This is a genomic window from Streptomyces sp., assembly GCF_031181705.1.
Classification (GTDB): Bacteria; Actinomycetota; Actinomycetes; order Streptomycetales; family Streptomycetaceae; genus Streptomyces.
In genome coordinates this window covers 1-18884 of the sequence record NZ_JAPSKN010000113.1, presented here as the reverse complement: position 1 = coordinate 18884, position 18884 = coordinate 1, and the positions used below count along the sequence as shown (strand labels likewise).

11 protein-coding genes, 1 tRNA gene and 1 rRNA gene are annotated in these 18884 nt (G+C 70.3%); 12 read left to right on the top strand and 1 reads right to left on the bottom strand.

Annotation, left to right across the window (positions count from 1 at the left end; translation table 11 throughout):
* The first annotated feature begins 2 nt into the window (after positions 1-2).
* The 3 genes from rrf (at position 3) to RIN80_RS20305 (ending at position 1045) form a co-directional block, all read left to right on the top strand.
* A 5S ribosomal RNA gene (gene rrf, locus RIN80_RS20315) occupies positions 3-119 on the top strand.
* 114 nt (positions 120-233) lie between these two features.
* Positions 234-896: a DegT/DnrJ/EryC1/StrS family aminotransferase gene (locus RIN80_RS20310; RefSeq protein WP_309097047.1), complete on the top strand. Its 663-nt coding sequence runs from the start codon at positions 234-236 to the stop codon at positions 894-896.
* Between the two features lie 73 nt (positions 897-969).
* Positions 970-1045 (top strand) — tRNA-Thr (locus RIN80_RS20305).
* Positions 1046-1089: 44 nt separating this feature from the next.
* On the opposite strand, the gene RIN80_RS20300 is transcribed toward RIN80_RS20305, so the two are convergent.
* On the bottom strand, positions 1090-3843 hold the full coding sequence (locus RIN80_RS20300; RefSeq protein WP_309097045.1) for a SpoIIE family protein phosphatase: 2754 nt from the start codon (positions 3841-3843) through the stop codon (positions 1090-1092).
* Between the two features lie 376 nt (positions 3844-4219).
* Here RIN80_RS20300 and RIN80_RS20295 point away from each other — a divergent pair, with 376 nt between their 5' ends.
* The 9 genes from RIN80_RS20295 to RIN80_RS20255 all read left to right on the top strand — a co-directional run bounded on the left by RIN80_RS20295 (position 4220) and on the right by RIN80_RS20255 (position 18833).
* On the top strand, positions 4220-9691 hold the full coding sequence (locus RIN80_RS20295) for a HAMP domain-containing protein (RefSeq protein WP_309097044.1): 5472 nt from the start codon (positions 4220-4222) through the stop codon (positions 9689-9691).
* A gap of 307 nt (positions 9692-9998) precedes the next feature.
* Positions 9999-10679, top strand: coding sequence for a response regulator (locus RIN80_RS20290; RefSeq protein WP_309097043.1), 681 nt, complete (start codon positions 9999-10001; stop codon positions 10677-10679).
* Positions 10680-10806: 127 nt separating this feature from the next.
* Positions 10807-13566, top strand: a complete 2760-nt coding sequence (locus tag RIN80_RS20285) for a DNA translocase FtsK (RefSeq protein ID WP_309097042.1) — start codon at positions 10807-10809, stop codon at positions 13564-13566.
* A gap of 264 nt (positions 13567-13830) precedes the next feature.
* The gene (locus tag RIN80_RS20280) at positions 13831-14676 is read left to right on the top strand and encodes a RodZ domain-containing protein (RefSeq protein WP_309097041.1); all 846 of its coding nucleotides are present in this window, start codon (positions 13831-13833) and stop codon (positions 14674-14676) included.
* A 93-nt stretch (positions 14677-14769) separates the two neighbouring features.
* Positions 14770-16251: a 30S ribosomal protein S12 methylthiotransferase RimO gene (gene rimO / locus RIN80_RS20275; RefSeq protein ID WP_309097040.1), complete on the top strand. Its 1482-nt coding sequence runs from the start codon at positions 14770-14772 to the stop codon at positions 16249-16251.
* Positions 16248-17096, top strand: a complete 849-nt coding sequence (gene pgsA / locus RIN80_RS20270) for a CDP-diacylglycerol--glycerol-3-phosphate 3-phosphatidyltransferase (protein ID WP_309097039.1) — start codon at positions 16248-16250, stop codon at positions 17094-17096. The genes rimO and pgsA overlap by 4 nt, the downstream gene beginning before the upstream one ends.
* Complete coding sequence (locus RIN80_RS20265) at positions 17093-17638, top strand: CinA family protein (protein ID WP_309097038.1); 546 nt, start codon at positions 17093-17095, stop codon at positions 17636-17638. Before pgsA ends, RIN80_RS20265 begins: the two co-directional genes overlap by 4 nt.
* A gap of 109 nt (positions 17639-17747) precedes the next feature.
* Positions 17748-18128, top strand: coding sequence for a helix-turn-helix transcriptional regulator (locus RIN80_RS20260; RefSeq protein WP_309097037.1), 381 nt, complete (start codon positions 17748-17750; stop codon positions 18126-18128).
* Between the two features lie 234 nt (positions 18129-18362).
* On the top strand, positions 18363-18833 hold the full coding sequence (locus RIN80_RS20255) for a DNA starvation/stationary phase protection protein (RefSeq protein ID WP_309097046.1): 471 nt from the start codon (positions 18363-18365) through the stop codon (positions 18831-18833).
* The last annotated feature ends 51 nt before the right edge of the window (positions 18834-18884 follow it).

Below are 18884 nucleotides of genomic sequence, written 5' to 3'. Positions count from 1 at the left end.
GTTTCGGTGGTTATAGCGTAGGGGAAACGCCCGGTTACATTCCGAACCCGGAAGCTAAGCCTTACAGCGCCGATGGTACTGCAGGGGGGACCCTGTGGGAGAGTAGGACGCCGCCGAACAATCATTGAAAGGGTTGGACCCGGAACTTCGGTTCTGGGTCCAACCCTTTTTTGTTGTGCGTCACTTGAAGTTCACGTTGCGCAACCACCATTCACAGCATGGGTACTGCTGCAATGCTCAGGGCCGCCGGTGTCGGACTCGGTGACGAGGTCGTCGTGCCGGCCTTCGGGAACGTCGAGGTCGCCGAGGCCGTGGCCCTGGCCGGGGCGCTGCCGGTGTTCGCCGACATAGATCCCGTCACCTACTGCCTGGATGCCTCCGCCGTGGAAGCGGCGGTGACTCCGCGGACCGCGGCCGTCGTCGTCGTGCACCGCTTCGGCCGGCTCGCCGACATCGCGCGGCTGCACGATGTGGGACAGCGGCACGGGCTGCTCGTCCTGGAGCAGGGCGAGTCCGAGGCGCCCTACGACGAGATAGCCCGGCGTCGGGAGCGCGCGGCGTATCTCGACGCGAAGTTGCGGGGCGTGCGGACGCCGGACGATGGTGACGGGCACACGTATCAGCAGTACGTCGTGCGGGTGCCGGGCAACGGGCGCCCTGACCGGGACGCTTTCGCGCGGGCCGTGCGGGCCAGGGGAGTCGAGGCCCGGGTGCCGGTGAAGACGCCGGTGCACAGGCTGCCCGAGTTCCGGCGGTGTGTGTCCCTGCCGGAGACGGAGCGAGCTGCCGACGAGACGCTCGCGCTGCCGGTGCACGCCGCACTCACCAAGCGGGACATGCAGCGGATCGTGTCCGCGTGCAACGCCCTCGGAGGGTTGCTGCAGCCCGCGCTCTGACGTGGTTGGGAGCACGCGTGTGTTCGGGGTATGATCTATTCCGTTGCCGCGGGGAAAACCCGGAAAGCAACAGGCCCCTATAGCTCAGTCGGCAGAGCGTCTCCATGGTAAGGAGAAGGTCAACGGTTCGATTCCGTTTGGGGGCTCCAGTCGAAAAGGCCCCACCCTCACGGGTGGGGCCTTTTCCGTTGTCCTAGTCCTTTTGCAGACCCGGGACGCGCATCGCCAGGATCGCCATGTCGTCGGACGGGGCGTCCGACGCGAAGCGCTCCACCGCGCGCATGATGCGGGCCGCGACCGCGCCGGCCGTGAGGCCCGTGCAGGTCGTGAGGACGTCGGCGAGGCCGTCGTCGCCGAGCATGCGGGTACCCTCGCGGCGTTCGGTGACGCCGTCGGTGACGCACAGCAGGACGTCGCCCGGGTCGAGGGTGACCGTCTGCTCGTAGAGCTCCAGGTCGTCGATGACGCCCAGGAGCGGCTGGGGTTCGGCGGCCGGTTCGACCGTGCCGTCCTGGCGCAGGCGCAGCGGGAGTGGGTGGCCGGCGCAGACGACCTTCAGTTCGGCGCTGCCGTCCTCCTGGGGCCGCATCTCACCGTAGAGGAGGGTGAGGAAGCGGCTGCGGGCGCCCTCGTCGAGGATGGCGGAGTTCAGGCGTTCCAGGACCGCGGGGCCGCTGAGGCCCTCGCGGGCGAGGAGGCGCAGGGCGTGCCGGGCCAGGCCGGTCACGGCCGCCGCGTTGGGGCCCGTACCGCAGACGTCGCCGATGGCGAAGCCGTAGGCGCCGTCGCGGATGGGGAAGACGTCGTAGAAGTCGCCGCCGACCTCGTTGCCCTCGCCGGCGGCGCGGTAGATGACCTCGACCTCGACGCCCTCGATCGTGGGGAGTTCCGGGGGGAGGAGGCTGCGCTGGAGGGACTGGCTGATGGCCGTGCGCTCGGAGTAGAGGCGGGCGTTGTCCAGGGCGAGGGCGGCTCGGCGGGAGAGGTCCTCGGCGAGTTCCAGGATCTCCTGGCGGAAGTGCTCGTCGGTGGGCTTGCCGAGGGTGAGCATGCCGATGACGCGGTTGCGGGCGACCAGCGGGAGGACGACCGTCTCGCCGCCGACGGCGGAGGCCGTGGCGAGGGTCGGGCCGATACCGGTGGTGATCTGGCGGGTGGGACCGCCGCTGAGGCCGAGGCTGCGCATGGAGCTGCGCAGGGCGGCCTGGTGGGCGATCTCGGCGGGGGCCGTCCAGACGCGGGCGCCCGGGGTGGGGACCGGGTCGGGCGGGGGGACCTTCGACAGCAGGGACTTGATGCCGTCGATGAGTTCCTCGTCCTCGTGCAGGACGTAGGAGAGGTACGGCTCGGAGGCCTGGTCGGCGATCGTGTAGACGGCGCACCAGGTGGCGAGGGTCGGGACGGTCATCTGGGCCATCAGGGCCAGGGTCTGGTCGCGGTCCAGGGTGCCGGCCAGCAGGTCGGAGGCCTCGACCAGGAAGCTGAGGGAGCCGCGGCGCAGGCGTTCCAGTTCGCCCAGGCGGGCCGATTCGACGGCCAGGGCGATGCGGTCGGCGGCGAACTGCAGGCGCAGGGCCTCTTCGTTGGAGTATCTGCCGGGGGCCTCGGCGGCGACGCCGAGGGAGCCGGTGAGGCGGCCCTCGACCTTGAGCGGGACCGTGACGACCGAGCGCATGCCCGTGCCGTTGAGCAGGGGCACCGCGCCGGAGACCGCCGTGAGGTCGTCGTGCACGGCGGGCATGCGGGCGGAGCCGTAGCGGCCGGTGCCCGCCTCGACGGGGACGCGGGCGAAGCGCTGGCGGGCCGAGGGAAGGCCGGTGGAGGCGCGCACCTCCAGTTCCGTCTCGTCGTCCGTGGCGAGCAGCAGGAAGGCCGAGTCGCCGTCGAGCATGTCGCGGGCGCGTTCGACCGTGCGCTGCAGGAGCCCGTCGAGGTCGTCCGGGGCGGGGGAGCCGATGAACACCTCGAAGGGGTCGGTGCTCTGGCCCTCGGAGCCGGTCGAGGTGTCGGAGGCGGGGATGCGCAGGGGTGTCTGCAGAACGGCCCGTTCGTGATCGCGTACCAGGAGGCACACGGTTGACGGCTCGCCGCCGGTGTCGCGGACGCGCAGGTGGGAGGCGTAGACGGGGGTGACGCGGCCGTTCGCGTCGCGGATGCCGTAACTGCCCTCCCAGCGGGAGAGCCGGAGTGCCTCCGCGATGCCCGTGCTGGTCCCGGGGGTGTGCGGCCAGGCGGCGAGGTCGGTCAGGGGCTTGCCGGTGACCTGCTCGGCCGGGTAGCCGAAGAGTTCCTCGGCGTCTTCGTTCCAGGCGCTGATGTGGCCGGTGCGGTCGACCTGGACGACGGCCACGCGGACGCGGCTGTCGGCGAGGGGGAGGAGGTCGGCCGGGAGGGCGGGGCCGGCGGCGCGGGTGCCGACCGTGCGGGCCGGAAGGTCGAGCTGGAACCAGACGGTCTTGTGGGTGGGGGTGTACTCGACGCCCCAGCGGCCGGCGAGGGCCGCACAGAGCTGGAGGCCGCGGCCGCCCTCGCGGTCGGGGCTGCCCATGGTGAGGGCGGCGCCCTGGAGCGGGACCTCGCGCTCGGGGTAGTGGTCGGCCACCTCGACGCGGACGCCCTCGTCGCTGCGCAGGCACAGCACGTCGGCGGAGGTGCCGGCGTGGACCACGGCGTTGGTCACCAGTTCGCTGGTGAGAACCACGGCGTCGTCGACGATGTCGGCGAAGCCCCAGCCCTGGAGGGTGTCGCGGACGAAGGAGCGGGCGCTCGCGACCGAGCGCCCGACGGGCTCGAAACTGGCGGCCGCGCGCGCGGTGATCACAGAACTCCTCGACCGGTTCTCGACGTGCTGGGCTGCGGGGCCGACCGGCTCGTGCCGCTGATGCGGCAGGCCGCCCGTCGGCCGGGGGTCCGGGGGCTGTCCCCCCGGGATCAGTCCGGTGGTCATGTGTGCGGCCGCCCCTCCGATGCCCGCTCGTCTTCGTGCCACCGCCCAGGCCGGACGGACCGGCGCGGCTGGACAGCCGGATGCAAGGTTACTTACCTTCGCGGTCCATGCGGATGCCGGTCTGCAGTGTTTCCGTCCGGAGGGTGTGCGGACGGTGTGCGAAGCTGCCGAACTGTTATGGCCTGGTTGGGCCGGGGTGAAACACTGGGCAGGCTTCTTGTAAAGGTGCGAGCAGGCTGAGTGCACAAGGCGTACGGCGGGCAGCAGCCCCGTGGGACGGGCCCGGTGTGCAGGGCGGAGAATACGCGGTAGTGACTGGTACGCCGAGCGGTACCGCGAGCACAGAGTGACGGTCGACCCCTGCGGGAGGGACACAGTGGAGTCTGGCGCAGCGACGCGGGGCACGAAGACGCGCGCGAAAGGCGGACAGTCCCCTAGCAACCACGGCAAGGCGCGGGGCGGTACGACCGAGGTGGACACCGCGGCCCTGAACCGGCTGATGGCGGCCCTGGTGTCCATGCGGGACGGGAACTTCCGCAAGCGGCTGACGGTGTCCGGCGACGGCGTGATGGCCGAGATCGCGGCGGTCTTCAACGAGGTGGCCGACCGCAATCTGCACCTGACGGGTGAGCTGTCGCGGGTGCGGCGCATGGTGGGTCGCGAGGGCAAGCTGACCGAGCGGCTGGAGACGGGCGCCTGCGAGGGCTCCTGGGCGACCGCGATCGACCACTCGAACGCCCTGGTGGACGACCTGGTGCGGCCGGTTTCCGAGGTCGGCCGGGTGCTGTCGGCGGTGGCGGAGGGCGATCTGTCGCCGCGCATGGAACTGCGCACCCAGGCGGCGGACGGCAACAGCCAGCCGCTGCGGGGCGAGTTCCTGAAGGTCGGGCGGACCGTCAACAACCTGGTCGACCAGCTGTCGACGTTCACCGACGAGGTCACGCGCGTGGCCAGTGAGGTGGGCACCGAGGGCAAGCTGGGCGGCCAGGCACGCGTGCGTGGCATGTCGGGTTCGTGGCGGGACCTCACCGACTCCGTCAACACGATGGCGAACCGGCTCACCGCTCAGGTGAGGGACATCGCGCTGGTGACGACGGCGGTCGCCAAGGGCGATCTGTCCCGCAAGGTCACGGTCCAGGTGGCCGGGGAGATGCTGGAGCTGAAGAACACCGTCAACACGATGGTGGACCAGCTGTCGGCGTTCTCCTCCGAGGTGACCCGGGTGGCCCGTGAGGTGGGCACCGAGGGCGCGCTGGGCGGTCAGGCGCAGGTGCCCGGGGTCGACGGGGTGTGGAAGGAACTCACCGATTCGGTGAACACCATGGCCGGGAACCTCACGGCCCAGGTGCGCGGGATCGCCGAGGTGACGACGGCGGTGGCCAACGGCGACCTGTCCCGCAAGGTGACCGTGCCGGCGCGCGGCGAGGTCGCGCAGCTCGCCGACACGATCAACCAGATGACCGAGACGCTGCGGATCTTCGCGGACGAGGTCACGCGCGTGGCCAACGAGGTAGGCGCCGAGGGGCGGCTGGGCGGTCAGGCGAACGTGCCGGGCGCGGCGGGGACGTGGAAGGACCTCACCGATTCGGTGAACACGGTCTTCCGGAACCTGACCACTCAGGTGCGGGACATCGCCGCCGTGACGACGGCGGTGGCCAACGGCGACCTGTCGCAGAAGGTCACCGTCGACGTGGCCGGCGAGATGCTGGAGCTGAAGAACACCGTCAACACGATGGTGGACCAGCTGTCCTCCTTCGGTGCCGAAGTGACGCGTGTGGCGCGGGAGATCGGTGTCGAGGGCGAGCTGGGCGGTCAGGCGCAGGTGCCGGGCGCGGCGGGGACGTGGAAGGACCTGACCGACTCCGTCAACACCGCGTTCCGGAACCTCACCGGCCAGGTGCGCAACATCGCCCAGGTGACGACGGCGGTGGCCAACGGCGACCTGTCGCAGAAGGTCACGGTCGACGTCTCCGGCGAGATGCTCAAGCTGAAGAACACCGTGAACACGATGGTGGACCAGCTGTCGAGCTTCGCCGACCAGGTGACGCGGATGGCGCGGGACGTGGGCACGGAGGGCCGGCTCGGCGGTCAGGCCCGGGTCGACGGCGTGTCGGGCACCTGGAAGGAGCTCACCGACTCCGTCAACTCGATGGCCGGCAACCTCACCTCCCAGGTGCGCAACATCGCGCAGGTGACGACGGCCGTGGCCCGGGGTGACCTGTCACAGAAGATCGACGTGGACGCCCGCGGGGAGATCCTGGAGCTGAAGAACACCATCAACACGATGGTCGACCAGCTCTCGGCCTTCGCCGACCAGGTGACGCGGGTGGCCCGCGAGGTGGGTACGGACGGGCGGCTGGGCGGTCAGGCGCAGGTGCCGGGCGTCGCCGGTGTGTGGCGTGACCTGACCGACTCGGTGAACGGCATGGCCGGCAACCTCACCGCGCAGGTGCGCAACATCGCCCAGGTGGCGACGGCGGTGGCCCGGGGTGACCTCTCGCAGAAGATCACCGTGGACGCGCGCGGGGAGATCCTGGAGCTGAAGAACACCCTGAACACGATGGTGGACCAGCTGTCGTCGTTCGCCCAGGAGGTCACGCGTGTGGCCCGTGAGGTGGGGACCGAGGGCATCCTGGGCGGTCAGGCCGAGGTGCAGGGTGTCTCCGGCACCTGGAAGGACCTCACCCAGTCGGTGAACGGCATGGCGAACAACCTGACCATCCAGGTGCGCAACATCGCCGAGGTCACGACCGCGGTCGCCCGGGGCGATCTGTCGAAGAAGATCACCGTCGACGCCAAGGGCGAGATCCTGGAGCTGGTGACGACGGTCAACACGATGGTCGACCAGCTGTCCTCGTTCGCTGAGCAGGTGACCCGGGTGGCCCGTGAGGTGGGCACCGAGGGCATCCTGGGCGGCCAGGCGCACGTGCCCGGTGTCACGGGCATCTGGAAGGACCTGAGCGACAACGTCAACCTGATGGCGAAGAACCTCACCACTCAGGTGCGCAACATCTCCCAGGTCTCGGCGGCGGTCGCCAACGGTGACCTGACACGGCAGGTGACCATCGAGGCCCGCGGTGAGGTCGCCCAGCTCGCCGACACCATCAACACGATGGTGAAGACGCTGAGTTCGTTCGCCGAGCAGGTCACCAAGGTGGCCCGTGAGGTGGGCACGGACGGCATCCTCGGCGGCCAGGCGCACGTGCCGGGCGTGGCCGGGACGTGGAAGGACCTCACCGAGTCGGTGAACCAGATGGCGTCCAACCTGACCGGTCAGGTGCGGAACATCGCCATGGTGACCACGGCCATCGCCAAGGGTGACCTGACGAAGAAGATCGACATCGACGCGCGCGGCGAGATCCTGGAGCTGAAGACGACCATCAACACGATGGTCGACCAGCTGTCGTCGTTCGCCGAGGAGGTCACCCGCGTCGCCCGCGAGGTGGGCACCGAAGGGCAGCTGGGCGGTCAGGCACGCGTGCGTGACGTGGACGGCACCTGGCGTGACCTGACGGAGTCCGTGAACGAGATGGCCGGGAACCTGACCCGGCAGGTGCGGGCCATCGCGCGCGTGGCGACCGCGGTGACCCGGGGCGATCTGAACCTGAAGATCGACGTGGACGCCTCCGGGGAGATCCAGGAGCTCCAGGACTACATCAACAAGATGATCGCCAACCTGCGCGACACCACCATCGCCAACAAGGAGCAGGACTGGCTCAAGGGCAACCTGGCCCGGATCTCGGCGCTGATGCAGGGCCGCCGGGATCTGGAGGACGTGGCCTCGCTGATCATGAGCGAGCTGACGCCGGTGGTCTCGGCGCAGCACGGGGCGTTCTTCCTGGCCATGCCGCTGGTCGACGGCGAGGACATGAACGCCGCGGACGAGGACCAGTACGAGCTGCGGATGCTCGGCAGTTACGGCTACTCGATGGGCTCGATGCCGACGTCGTTCCGGCCCGGTGAGGCGCTGATCGGGACGGCCGCCACGGAGAAGCGCACGATCCTGGTGGAGAACGCGCCCAGCGGCTATCTGAAGATCTCCTCGGGGCTCGGCGAGGCCCCCCCGGCGCAGGTGATCGTGCTGCCGGTGCTGTTCGAGGGCAAGGTGCTCGGCGTGATCGAGCTGGCGTCGTTCACGCCGTTCACGCAGATCCAGAAGGACTTCCTGAACCAGATCGCGGAGATGATCGCCACCAGCGTCAACACCATCTCCGTCAACACCAAGACGGAGCTGCTGCTGGCGCAGTCGCAGGAGCTGACCGAGCAACTGCGCGAGCGCTCCGCCGAGTTGGAGCAGCGGCAGAAGGCCCTGCAGGCGTCCAACGCCGAACTGGAGGAGAAGGCCGAGCTGCTGGCGCAGCAGAACCGCGACATCGAGGTGAAGAACACCGAGATCGAGGAGGCGCGGCAGGTCCTGGAGGAGCGCGCCGAGCAGCTCGCGGTGTCGATGCGCTACAAGAGCGAGTTCCTGGCGAACATGTCGCACGAGCTGCGCACGCCGCTCAACTCGCTGCTGATCCTGGCCAAGCTGCTGGCCGACAACGCCGAGGGGAACCTCTCCCCGAAGCAGGTCGAGTTCGCCGAGACGATCCACGGGGCCGGTTCGGACCTGCTCCAGCTCATCAACGACATCCTCGACCTGTCGAAGGTCGAGGCGGGCAAGATGGACGTCTCCCCGACGCGGATCGCGCTCGTCCAGCTCGTGGACTACGTGGAGGCGACGTTCCGGCCGCTGACCGCGGAGAAGGGCCTGGACCTGTCCGTGCGGGTCTCCCCGGAGCTGCCCGCCACCCTGCACACCGACGAGCAGCGGCTGCTGCAGGTGCTGCGCAACCTGCTGTCCAACGCGGTGAAGTTCACCGACTCGGGGTCGGTGGAGCTGGTCATCAGGCCGGCGCGGGACGACGTGCCGCAGAAGATCCGGGAGCAGTTGCTGGAGACCGGGTCGCTGACCGACCCGGACGCCGGGCTGATCGCGTTCTCCGTGACCGACACCGGGATCGGCATCGCCTCCAGCAAGATGCGGGTGATCTTCGAGGCGTTCAAGCAGGCCGACGGCACGACCAGCCGCAAGTACGGCGGTACGGGCCTGGGGCTGTCCATCTCGCGGGAGATCGCGCAGCTGCTGGGCGGTGAGATCCACGCCCAGAGCGAGCCGGGCCGCGGTTCGACCTTCACGCTGTACCTGCCGCTGCACCCGAGCGAGCTGCCGCCGCAGGGCTACCAGCAGCAGCTGCCCGCCCTGGGGGCCGGTGACCTGGTGGCGTCCAAGGCCGAGTTCGCCGAGCTGTCCGACGCGGAGGTCGAGACTCCGGCCGAGGTGAAGTCGTACCGCGAGACGCAGAACGGGCCGGCGGCCCTGTTCCGGCGGCGGCGCAGGACGTCCGAGCCGGAGGCGCGCCCGGCGCAGCCCGAGCAGTGGACGCCCGCCGAGCCGGAGGCGGCGCCGCGGCCGCGGCGGGGCATCCGGTTCGGCGGCGAGAAGGTCCTGATCGTCGACGACGACATCCGCAACGTCTTCGCGCTGACGAGCGTCCTGGAGCAGCACGGCCTGTCCGTGCTGTACGCCGAGAACGGCCGTGAGGGCGTCGAGGTCCTGGAGCAGCACGACGACGTGGCGGTCGTCCTGATGGACATCATGATGCCCGAGATGGACGGGTACGCGACGACCACGGCGATCCGCAGGATGCCGCAGTTCGCCGGGCTGCCGATCATCGCGCTGACCGCCAAGGCGATGAAGGGCGACCGCGAGAAGGCGATCGAGTCGGGCGCCTCCGACTACGTCACGAAGCCGGTCGACCCCGATCACCTGCTGACGGTGATGAACCAGTGGATGCGCGGGGAATGAGGGTGCCCGTGGAGCGTCGCGCGACCGTGCCGGGAAGGCTCCGTGTTCACGCGGAGTTGCCTACTCGGTGTGCGCATAGTCGTGTAGAAGTACGGGTTCCGGGGAACCTTCTGGTCTCCTGCCGCGTTTCTGCTACGTGCACAGTGACATCCCGGTGACAGGGTGTGTTGACGGGCGGGGTGCGGCTACGATGACCGGCACAAGGACGGGCGGCGCAAGGGAGTCGTCCGCTGAGGCGGCACCCACCGGTGCATCCTCAGGTCCTGCGGACAGGGGAGGCCCCAAGCCGGGGCGAGGAGGGCGGGCCATGGTGCAGAAGGCCAAGATCCTCCTGGTCGATGACCGGCCGGAGAATCTGCTTGCGCTGGAGGCGATCCTCTCTGCGCTCGATCAGACGCTGGTGCGGGCATCGTCCGGGGAGGAAGCGCTCAAAGCGCTGCTCACGGACGACTTCGCGGTGATCCTGCTGGACGTCCAGATGCCGGGCATGGACGGCTTCGAGACGGCCGCGCACATCAAGCGGCGCGAGCGGACCCGGGACATCCCGATCATCTTCCTCACGGCGATCAACCACGGCCCGCACCACACCTTCCGGGGCTACGCGGCGGGCGCGGTCGACTACATCTCCAAGCCGTTCGACCCGTGGGTGCTGCGCGCGAAGGTCTCCGTCTTCGTCGAGCTGTACATGAAGAACTGCCAGCTGCGGGAGCAGGCGTCGCTGCTGCGGCTGCAGTTGGAGGGCGGCGGCAAGGACGCGGACGGCGAGGCCAAGGAGTCGGCCGGGCTGCTCGCCGAGCTCTCCGCGCGGCTGGCCGCCGTCGAGGAGCAGGCCGAAGCGCTGACCAAGCAGCTGAACGACGAGTCGACGGACGCCGCAGCGGTGGCCACGGCGGCTCATCTGGAGCGCAAGCTCACGGGGTTGCGGCGGGCGCTGGACGCGCTGGAGCCCGGCACCGGAAGCACCCCCTCGGTGTCCTCGCAGAACTGACGCACGCGGACGCGGCGTTGCCCGCCCATGACCGCGCGTCAGTTTCGCGCCTCTCCCGGAGCGACACGAACGGGTGAAGCGGCAGGCACACGTGTCCCCCGTCGTCTCCCCCGGTAACCTCACACCCATGGCCTCACGTCCCTCCGCAGCCAAGAAGCCGCCGGCGAAGAAGGCGGCCGCTTCCGCGAAGGCCCCGGCGAAGAAGGCCGCTGCCAAAAAGGCTCCCGCGAAGAAGGCGCCCGCCAGGAAGGCCGCGGCCAGGAAGGTCGCGCCCAGACCTGCGCCCAGCCCCACCGGGGGTATCTACCGGCTCGTGCGCGCCGTGTGGCTCGGTGTGGCACACGCCGTCGGTGCCGTCTTCCGCGGCATAGGGCAGGGCGCCAAGAACCTCGACCCGGCCCACCGCAAGGACGGCGTCGCCCTGCTGCTGCTCGCCATCGCGCTGATCGTCGCCGCCGGCACCTGGGCCGACCTGAAGGGCCCCGTGGGCGACCTGGTCGAGATCCTGGTGACCGGTGCCTTCGGCCGGCTCGACCTGCTGGTGCCGATACTGCTCGCCGTCATCGCCGTCCGCTTCATCCGCCACCCGGAGAAGCCCGAGGCCAACGGGCGCATCGTCATCGGCCTGTCCGCGCTGGTCATCGGCGTGCTCGGCCAGGTCCACATCGCCTGCGGCTCACCCGCGCGCGGCGACGGCATGCAGGGCATAAGGGATGCCGGCGGCCTGATCGGCTGGGCCATGGCGACCCCGCTGTCGTACACCATGGGCGATGTGCTCGCCGTGCCGCTGCTGGTGCTGCTGACGATCTTCGGGCTGCTCGTCGTCACGGCCACGCCGGTCAACGCCATCCCGCAGCGGCTGCGGCTGCTGGGCGTGCGGCTCGGCATCCTCAGCGACCCGGCCGAGACCGAGTACGGCTACGCGGAGGACGACGACGAACGCTACGAGGAGCAGTGGCGCGAGGCGCTGCCCGCGCGCCCGCGCGGCAGGCGTGCGCCGGCGCCCGCGGCGTACGACCCCGACGGTGCCGAGCAGGAGGCGCTCACCCGGCGCCGGGGCCGCCCCCGGCGCTCGGCCGTGCCTCAGCCCGACATGGACCGGCCCAGGGACGCCGTGGACGTCGCCGCGGCGGCCGCGGCCGCGCTCGACGGGGCCGTGCTGCACGGCATGCCGCCCTCCCCGGTCGTCGCGGACCTCACGCAGGGCGTGCGGGTGGGCGACCAGGAGCCGACCACGCCGACGCCCGTCCCGGCCGCCCGGCCCCGGCAGGACGAGTCCCGGCCGGACCAGCCGCAGCAGGACGAGCCCGCGCCGCAGAAGCCCAGGGCGGGCGTGAGGGACCTCACCAAGGCCCCGCCGGCCGAGCCCCGAGACCTGCCCGCGCGCGCCGAGCAGCTCCAGCTCTCCGGCGACATCACGTACGCGCTGCCGTCGCTCGACCTGCTGGAGCGCGGCGGCCCGGGCAAGGCCCGCAGCGCCGCCAACGACGCCATAGTCGCCGCGCTGACCACCGTCTTCACCGAGTTCAAGGTCGACGCCCGGGTCACCGGCTTCACGCGCGGGCCGACGGTCACGCGCTACGAGGTCGAGCTCGGCCCCGCCGTGAAGGTCGAGCGGATCACCGCGCTGGCCAAGAACATCGCCTACGCCGTCGCCAGCCCGGACGTGCGGATCATCAGCCCGATCCCCGGCAAGTCCGCGGTCGGCATCGAGATCCCCAACACCGACCGGGAGATGGTCAACCTCGGTGACGTGCTGCGCCTGGCGGAGTCCGCCGAGGACGACGACCCGATGCTGGTCGCGTTCGGCAAGGACGTCGAGGGCGGCTACGTCATGCACTCGCTGGCGAGGATGCCGCACATGCTGGTCGCCGGCGCCACCGGCTCCGGCAAGTCCTCCTGCATCAACTGTCTGATCACCTCGGTCATGATGCGGGCCACCCCCGAGGACGTCCGGATGATCCTCGTCGACCCCAAGCGGGTCGAGCTGACCGCCTACGAGGGCATCCCGCACCTGATCACGCCGATCATCACCAACCCCAAGCGGGCCGCCGAGGCGCTCCAGTGGGTCGTGCGCGAGATGGACCTGCGCTACGACGACCTGGCCGCCTACGGCTACCGGCACATCGACGACTTCAACAAGGCCGTGCGCGAGGGCAAGGTCAAGCCGCCCGAGGGCAGCGAGCGCGAGCTCCAGCCGTACCCCTACCTGCTGGTGATCGTGGACGAGCTGGCCGACCTGATGATGGTGGCGCCGCGGGACGTCGAGGACGCGATCGTGCGCATCACGCAGCTCGCGCGCGCGGCCGGCATCCACCTGGTGCTCGCCACCCAGCGGCCCTCGGTGGACGTCGTCACCGGTCTGATCAAGGCGAACGTGCCCTCCCGGCTGGCCTTCGCCACCTCCTCGCTGGCCGACTCGCGGGTCATCCTCGACCAGCCCGGCGCCGAGAAGCTCATCGGCAAGGGCGACGGGCTGTTCCTGCCGATGGGGGCGAACAAGCCCACCCGTATGCAGGGCGCCTTCGTCACCGAGGCCGAGGTCGCGGCCGTCGTCCAGCACTGCAAGGACCAGATGGCCCCGGTCTTCCGGGACGACGTCGTCGTGGGCACGAAGCAGAAGAAGGAGATCGACGAGGACATCGGCGACGACCTCGACCTGCTGTGCCAGGCGGCCGAACTGGTCGTCTCCACGCAGTTCGGATCGACGTCCATGCTCCAGCGCAAGCTGCGCGTCGGCTTCGCCAAGGCCGGGCGGCTGATGGACCTCATGGAGTCCCGGAACATCGTCGGGCCGAGCGAGGGTTCGAAGGCTCGTGACGTTCTTGTGAAGCCTGACGAGCTGGATGGCGTGCTCGCCCTGATCCGGGGGGAGTCTGAAGGGTAGGGAAGCGGGAGACGATGGTCGACTCGCCGGGGGTGTACGGCAATCGGGTGTCCGGATCGTGACTTTCCCGTAAGGGATCATCGAGCAACCGTTTCCCTTCGGCGTACGTCAAGTTGAGCGAAGCGAAACGCAGCGAGCCCACCATCGGAATGTCGGGCCATTCCGATGGCGTACAAAGTGACACCGCCCGGTTGCCCCACCCTTTTGCACCCCCCCTAGACTGAACCTCCAGCACAGGCGGCTATACGCTCGAAAGGCGCCCCCGTGTCCATCGGCAACTCCCCTGAAGACGAGCGTCCGTTCGAAGACGACCGCGTCGAAGAAGACCGCGAGGAAGCCCGCCCCTCCATCGGCCGTGCCCTGCAGCAGGCTCGTATCGCCGCCGGGCTGACCGTCGACGACGTCAGCAGCGCCACCCGGGTCCGCATGAACATCGTGCACGCCATCGAGGCGGACGACTTCACCCCCTGCGGCGGTGACGTCTACGCCCGTGGGCACATCAGGACCCTCGCCAAGGCCGTCCACCTCGACCCCGAGCCGCTGCTCGCCCAGTACGGCGAGGACCACGGCGGGCGCCCGGCACCGACCCCGGCGGCTCCGCTCTTCGAGGCGGAACGCATCCGTCCGGAGCGGCGGGGACCCAACTGGACCGCGGCCATGGTCGCCGCGATCGTCGCCGTGATCGGCTTCGTCGGGTTCACCATGTTCCAGGGCGGCGACGACGGCGGCGAGGCGAACGTGGCCGAGGGCTCCACGCCCAGCGACTCCGCCACCCCGACCACCAAGACCGACAAGCCCGCCGATCCCGAGTCCGAACCGTCCGACAGTGCCATCGCGGCCGCGCCGCAGGACAAGGTGACGGTCCGGGTGGCCGCCGCCGACGGCCGCAGCTGGATCGCCGCCCGGGACCACAACAACCGGATGCTGTTCGACGGAGTCCTCAAGCAGGGCGACTCCAAGACCTTCCAGGACAGCTCCAAGATCCACCTCGTCCTCGGGGACGCCGGTGCGATCGACCTCTTCGTCAACGGCAAGAAGATCGAGGACGACTTCCAGCCCGGCGCCGTCGAACGCCTCACGTACACCAAGGGTGACCCCGAGGCCGGATGACAGGCCCGCAAGGGGGCAGTGGGGACGGGGTTGGCCGTGATCGGCCAACCCCGTCGACGTGGGGTGTCAGCGGGACGAAGTACTCTTGAGCCCATGCCTGAACGCCGTACCGTCGCACTCGTCACCCTTGGCTGCGCCCGTAACGAGGTGGACTCGGAGGAGCTTGCAGGCCGTTTGGAGGCGGACGGCTGGCAGCTCGTGGAGGACGCCGAGGAAGCCGACGTCGCCGTCGTGAACACCTGCGGCTTCGTCGAGGCCGCCAAAAAGGACTCCGTCGACGCCCTGCTGGAGGCCAACGACCTGAAGGGGCACGGCAGAACCCAGGCCGTCGTGGCGGTGGGCTGCATGGCCGAGCGGTACGGCAAGGAACTCGCCGAAGCCCTGCCGGAAGCCGACGGGGTGCTCGGCTTCGACGACTACGCGAACATCTCCGACCGCCTCCAGACCATCCTCAACGGCGGCATCCACGCCTCGCACACCCCGCGCGACCGGCGCAAGCTGCTGCCGATCAGCCCGGCCCAGCGGCAGGAGTCCGCCACCGAGGTCGCACTGCCCGGGCACGCCCCGGCCGACCTTCCCGAAGGACTCGCTCCCGCGTCGGGCCCGCGCGCGCCCCTGCGCCGCCGTCTGGACGGCTCCCCGGTCGCCTCCGTGAAGCTGGCCTCCGGCTGCGACCGGCGCTGCACCTTCTGCGCCATCCCGTCCTTCCGCGGCTCCTTCATCTCACGCCGCCCCTCCGACGTCCTGAACGAGACGCGGTGGCTCGCCGATCAGGGCGTGAAGGAGGTGATGCTGGTCTCCGAGAACAACACCTCCTACGGCAAGGATTTGGGCGACATCCGCCTGCTGGAGTCGCTGCTGCCGGAGCTCGCCGAGGTCGACGGCATCGAGCGCGTGCGCGTCAGCTACCTCCAGCCGGCCGAGATGCGTCCCGGCCTCATCGACGTGCTGACCTCGACCCCGAAGGTCGCGCCCTACTTCGACCTGTCCTTCCAGCACTCCGCGCCCGGCGTGCTGCGCGCGATGCGCCGCTTCGGTGACACCGACCGCTTCCTGGAACTGCTCGACACCATCCGCTCCAAGGCCCCCCAGGCCGGTGTGCGCTCCAACTTCATCGTCGGCTTCCCCGGCGAGAGCGAGGCCGACCTCGCCGAGCTGGAGCGCTTCCTGAACGGCGCGCGCCTGGACGCCATCGGCGTCTTCGGCTACTCCGACGAGGAGGGCACCGAGGCGGCGGGCTACGACAACAAGCTCGCCGAGGACGTCGTCGCCGAGCGGCTGGCCCGCGTCTCGCGGCTCGCCGAGGAACTGGTCTCGCAGCGCGCCGAGGAGCGCGTCGGCGAGACCGTCCACGTCCTGGTCGAGTCCGTCGACGACGAGGACGGCGTGTACGGCCGCGCGGCGCACCAGGCGCCCGAGACGGACGGCCAGGTGCTGCTCACGAGCGGCGCCGGACTGGGTGTCGGCCGTATGGTCGAGGCGAAGGTGGTCGGTACGGAGGGTGTCGACCTGGTGGCCGAGCCGCTTCCGGGCTCGTTCGCCTCGCCTTCGTCGAGTGAGGAGGCGGGCAGATGACCGGTGTCCCGGCATCCGCGGCGGGAGGCTCCTCCGGCGCGAGGAGGACCGCCGCCGGTGCGGCGGCCGCTGCCGCGGAGAAGGCCCCCGGGGCGGTGGCGGGGCAGGTGGCCGCCGTGCCGCCGGCCGAGAGCGCGACCCCCGCGGCCCCCGAGGGTGAGGCCCTCATCCGCGCGGACGCGGCGCCTGCGGGCGGCCACGCGCAGGGCGACGACAGACCCCCGCGGAGTGCGAAGCTGGCGGCCGCGGCCGTGAACCAGGCCAGCGTCTGGAACATCGCCAACCTGCTGACCATGCTCCGGCTGATCCTCGTCCCGGCGTTCGTCGCGCTCATGCTCGCGGACGGCGGTTACGACCCGGGGTGGCGGTCCCTGGCCTGGGCCGCCTTCGCCATCGCCATGATCACCGACCTCTTCGACGGCCATCTGGCGCGCACCTACAACCTGGTCACGGACTTCGGGAAGATCGCCGACCCCATCGCCGACAAGGCGATCATGGGGGCGGCGCTGATCTGTCTGTCCGCCCTCGGTGATCTGCCGTGGTGGGTGACCGGCGTGATCCTCGGGCGGGAACTGGGGATCACCCTGCTGCGTTTCCTCGTCATCCGGTACGGCGTCATCCCCGCCAGCCGCGGAGGCAAGCTCAAGACGCTCATCCAGGGCGTGGCCGTGGGCATGTACGTGCTGGCGCTGACGGGGTGGCTGGCCACCCTGCGGTGGTGGGTGATGGCCGCGGCGGTCGTGCTCACCGTGGCGACGGGGCTGGACTATGTGAAACAGGCCATTGTGCTGCGCAGGCGGGGAATCGCCGAGCGCAAGGCCGCGTTGGAGGAGAAGGAAGCGTGAGTTCCACGGCCACCGACGTGGTGCGACTACTCACAGTGAAGGGCGAGACGCTCGCCGTCGCGGAGTCGCTGACCGGTGGCCTCGTAGCGGCGGACATCACGTCGGTGCCGGGGGCGTCCAAGGTCTTCCGGGGCTCGGTGACCGCCTACGCCACCGAACTGAAGCAGGAGCTGCTCGGTGTCGACGGCACCCTGCTGGCGGCGCGCGGAGCGGTGGATCCGCAGGTCGCGGCCCAGATGGCGGCCGGCGTCCGCAAGGCGCTCGGCACCGACTGGGGCATCGCGACCACCGGTGTCGCGGGTCCCGAGCCGCAGGACGGGCAGGCGGTCGGGACGGTCTTCGTCGCGGTGGACGGGCCGTTCGCGCCGGATTCCGGTTCTGCCGGCGGCGGAAAAGTGGAGGGTCTGCGGTTGAACGGCGACCGCGCGGAAATTCGTAGAGAGAGTGTACGGAGCGTGCTCGCACTGCTCCTGAAGGAGCTGGCGGGCGAACAGACTGGGAATGAGCGGGCACAGGATACGGAACGGAACGGGGGGTTTTGATGTTTGCAGCCCTGAGTGAACACGACATCGCTCCCCGCACGGCCGCGGCGCAAGGCGGTACGGTGGGGCGTAATGGATGCGGCTACGCGGTCCGAGGAGGGAGCCACCGATGATTCTGCTCCGTCGCCTGCTGGGTGACGTGCTGCGTCGGCAGCGCCAGCGCCAGGGCCGTACTCTGCGCGAAGTCTCCTCGTCCGCCCGAGTCTCACTCGGCTATCTCTCCGAGGTGGAGCGGGGGCAGAAGGAGGCTTCCTCCGAGCTGCTCTCCGCCATCTGCGACGCGCTGGACGTACGGATGTCCGAGCTCATGCGGGAAGTGAGCGACGAGCTCGCCCTCGCCGAGCTGGCCCAGTCTGCTGCGGCCACCCCCAGCGAGCCTGTGCCCAGGCCGGTTCGACCGATGCTGGGCTCCGTTTCGGTGACCGGTGTGCCACCGGAACGAGTGACGATCAAGGCGCCCGCCGAGGCGGTGGACGTCGTCGCCGCGTGACGCCTCGCGCGTACGTGGCATGAACAAGCGGCGCCGCGGCGCGGCGGAACGTGGTGAGGCCCCGGCCGGGGTTCTCCGGGAGATCCGGAGGGGTGTCGGTCGGGGTTTTCGCTTGCCCGCGCTCAGCGCCGCGCGGGGCGGGGGATCTCATGTCCGGTTCGTGTCCGTTTGCCCGTGTGGCGTGCGGCGGTCATCGTTGAAGGGATGACCGGGGGGCAGTCCACGGAGGTGCGGATGTACGTCGTGAAGAGCCCGTTGTCGGACGCGAGTCTGAAGACCGTGTCCGAGGCACTGCAGGGCGCCCTGGTCGACCTGGTGGACCTCGCCCTGGTGGCGAAGCAGATCCACTGGAACGTGGTGGGGCCGCGCTTCCGGTCCGTGCATCTCCAGCTCGACGAGGTCGTCGACACCGCGCGGACGTACTCCGACACCGTGGCCGAGCGTGCCGCGGCCCTGGGCATCCCGCCGGACGGGCGTGCCGCGACGGTGGCTGTGGGCAGCGGGATCGGCGTGACGCCCGAAGGCTGGGTCAACGACACGACCGCCGTGAGCGCCCTCGTCGAGGCGCTGGGCGCGGTGATCGCACGGATGCGGGAGCGGGTCGAGGCGACCGGGGAGCCGGATCCGGTGAGCCAGGACATCTTCATCCAGATCACGGCGGACCTGGAGAAGCATCACTGGATGTTCCAGGCCGAGAACGGGTGACCGCCGCCGGCGCCGCAACGGGCGACGGGCCGGCCGGTCTCGCCGCTCGGT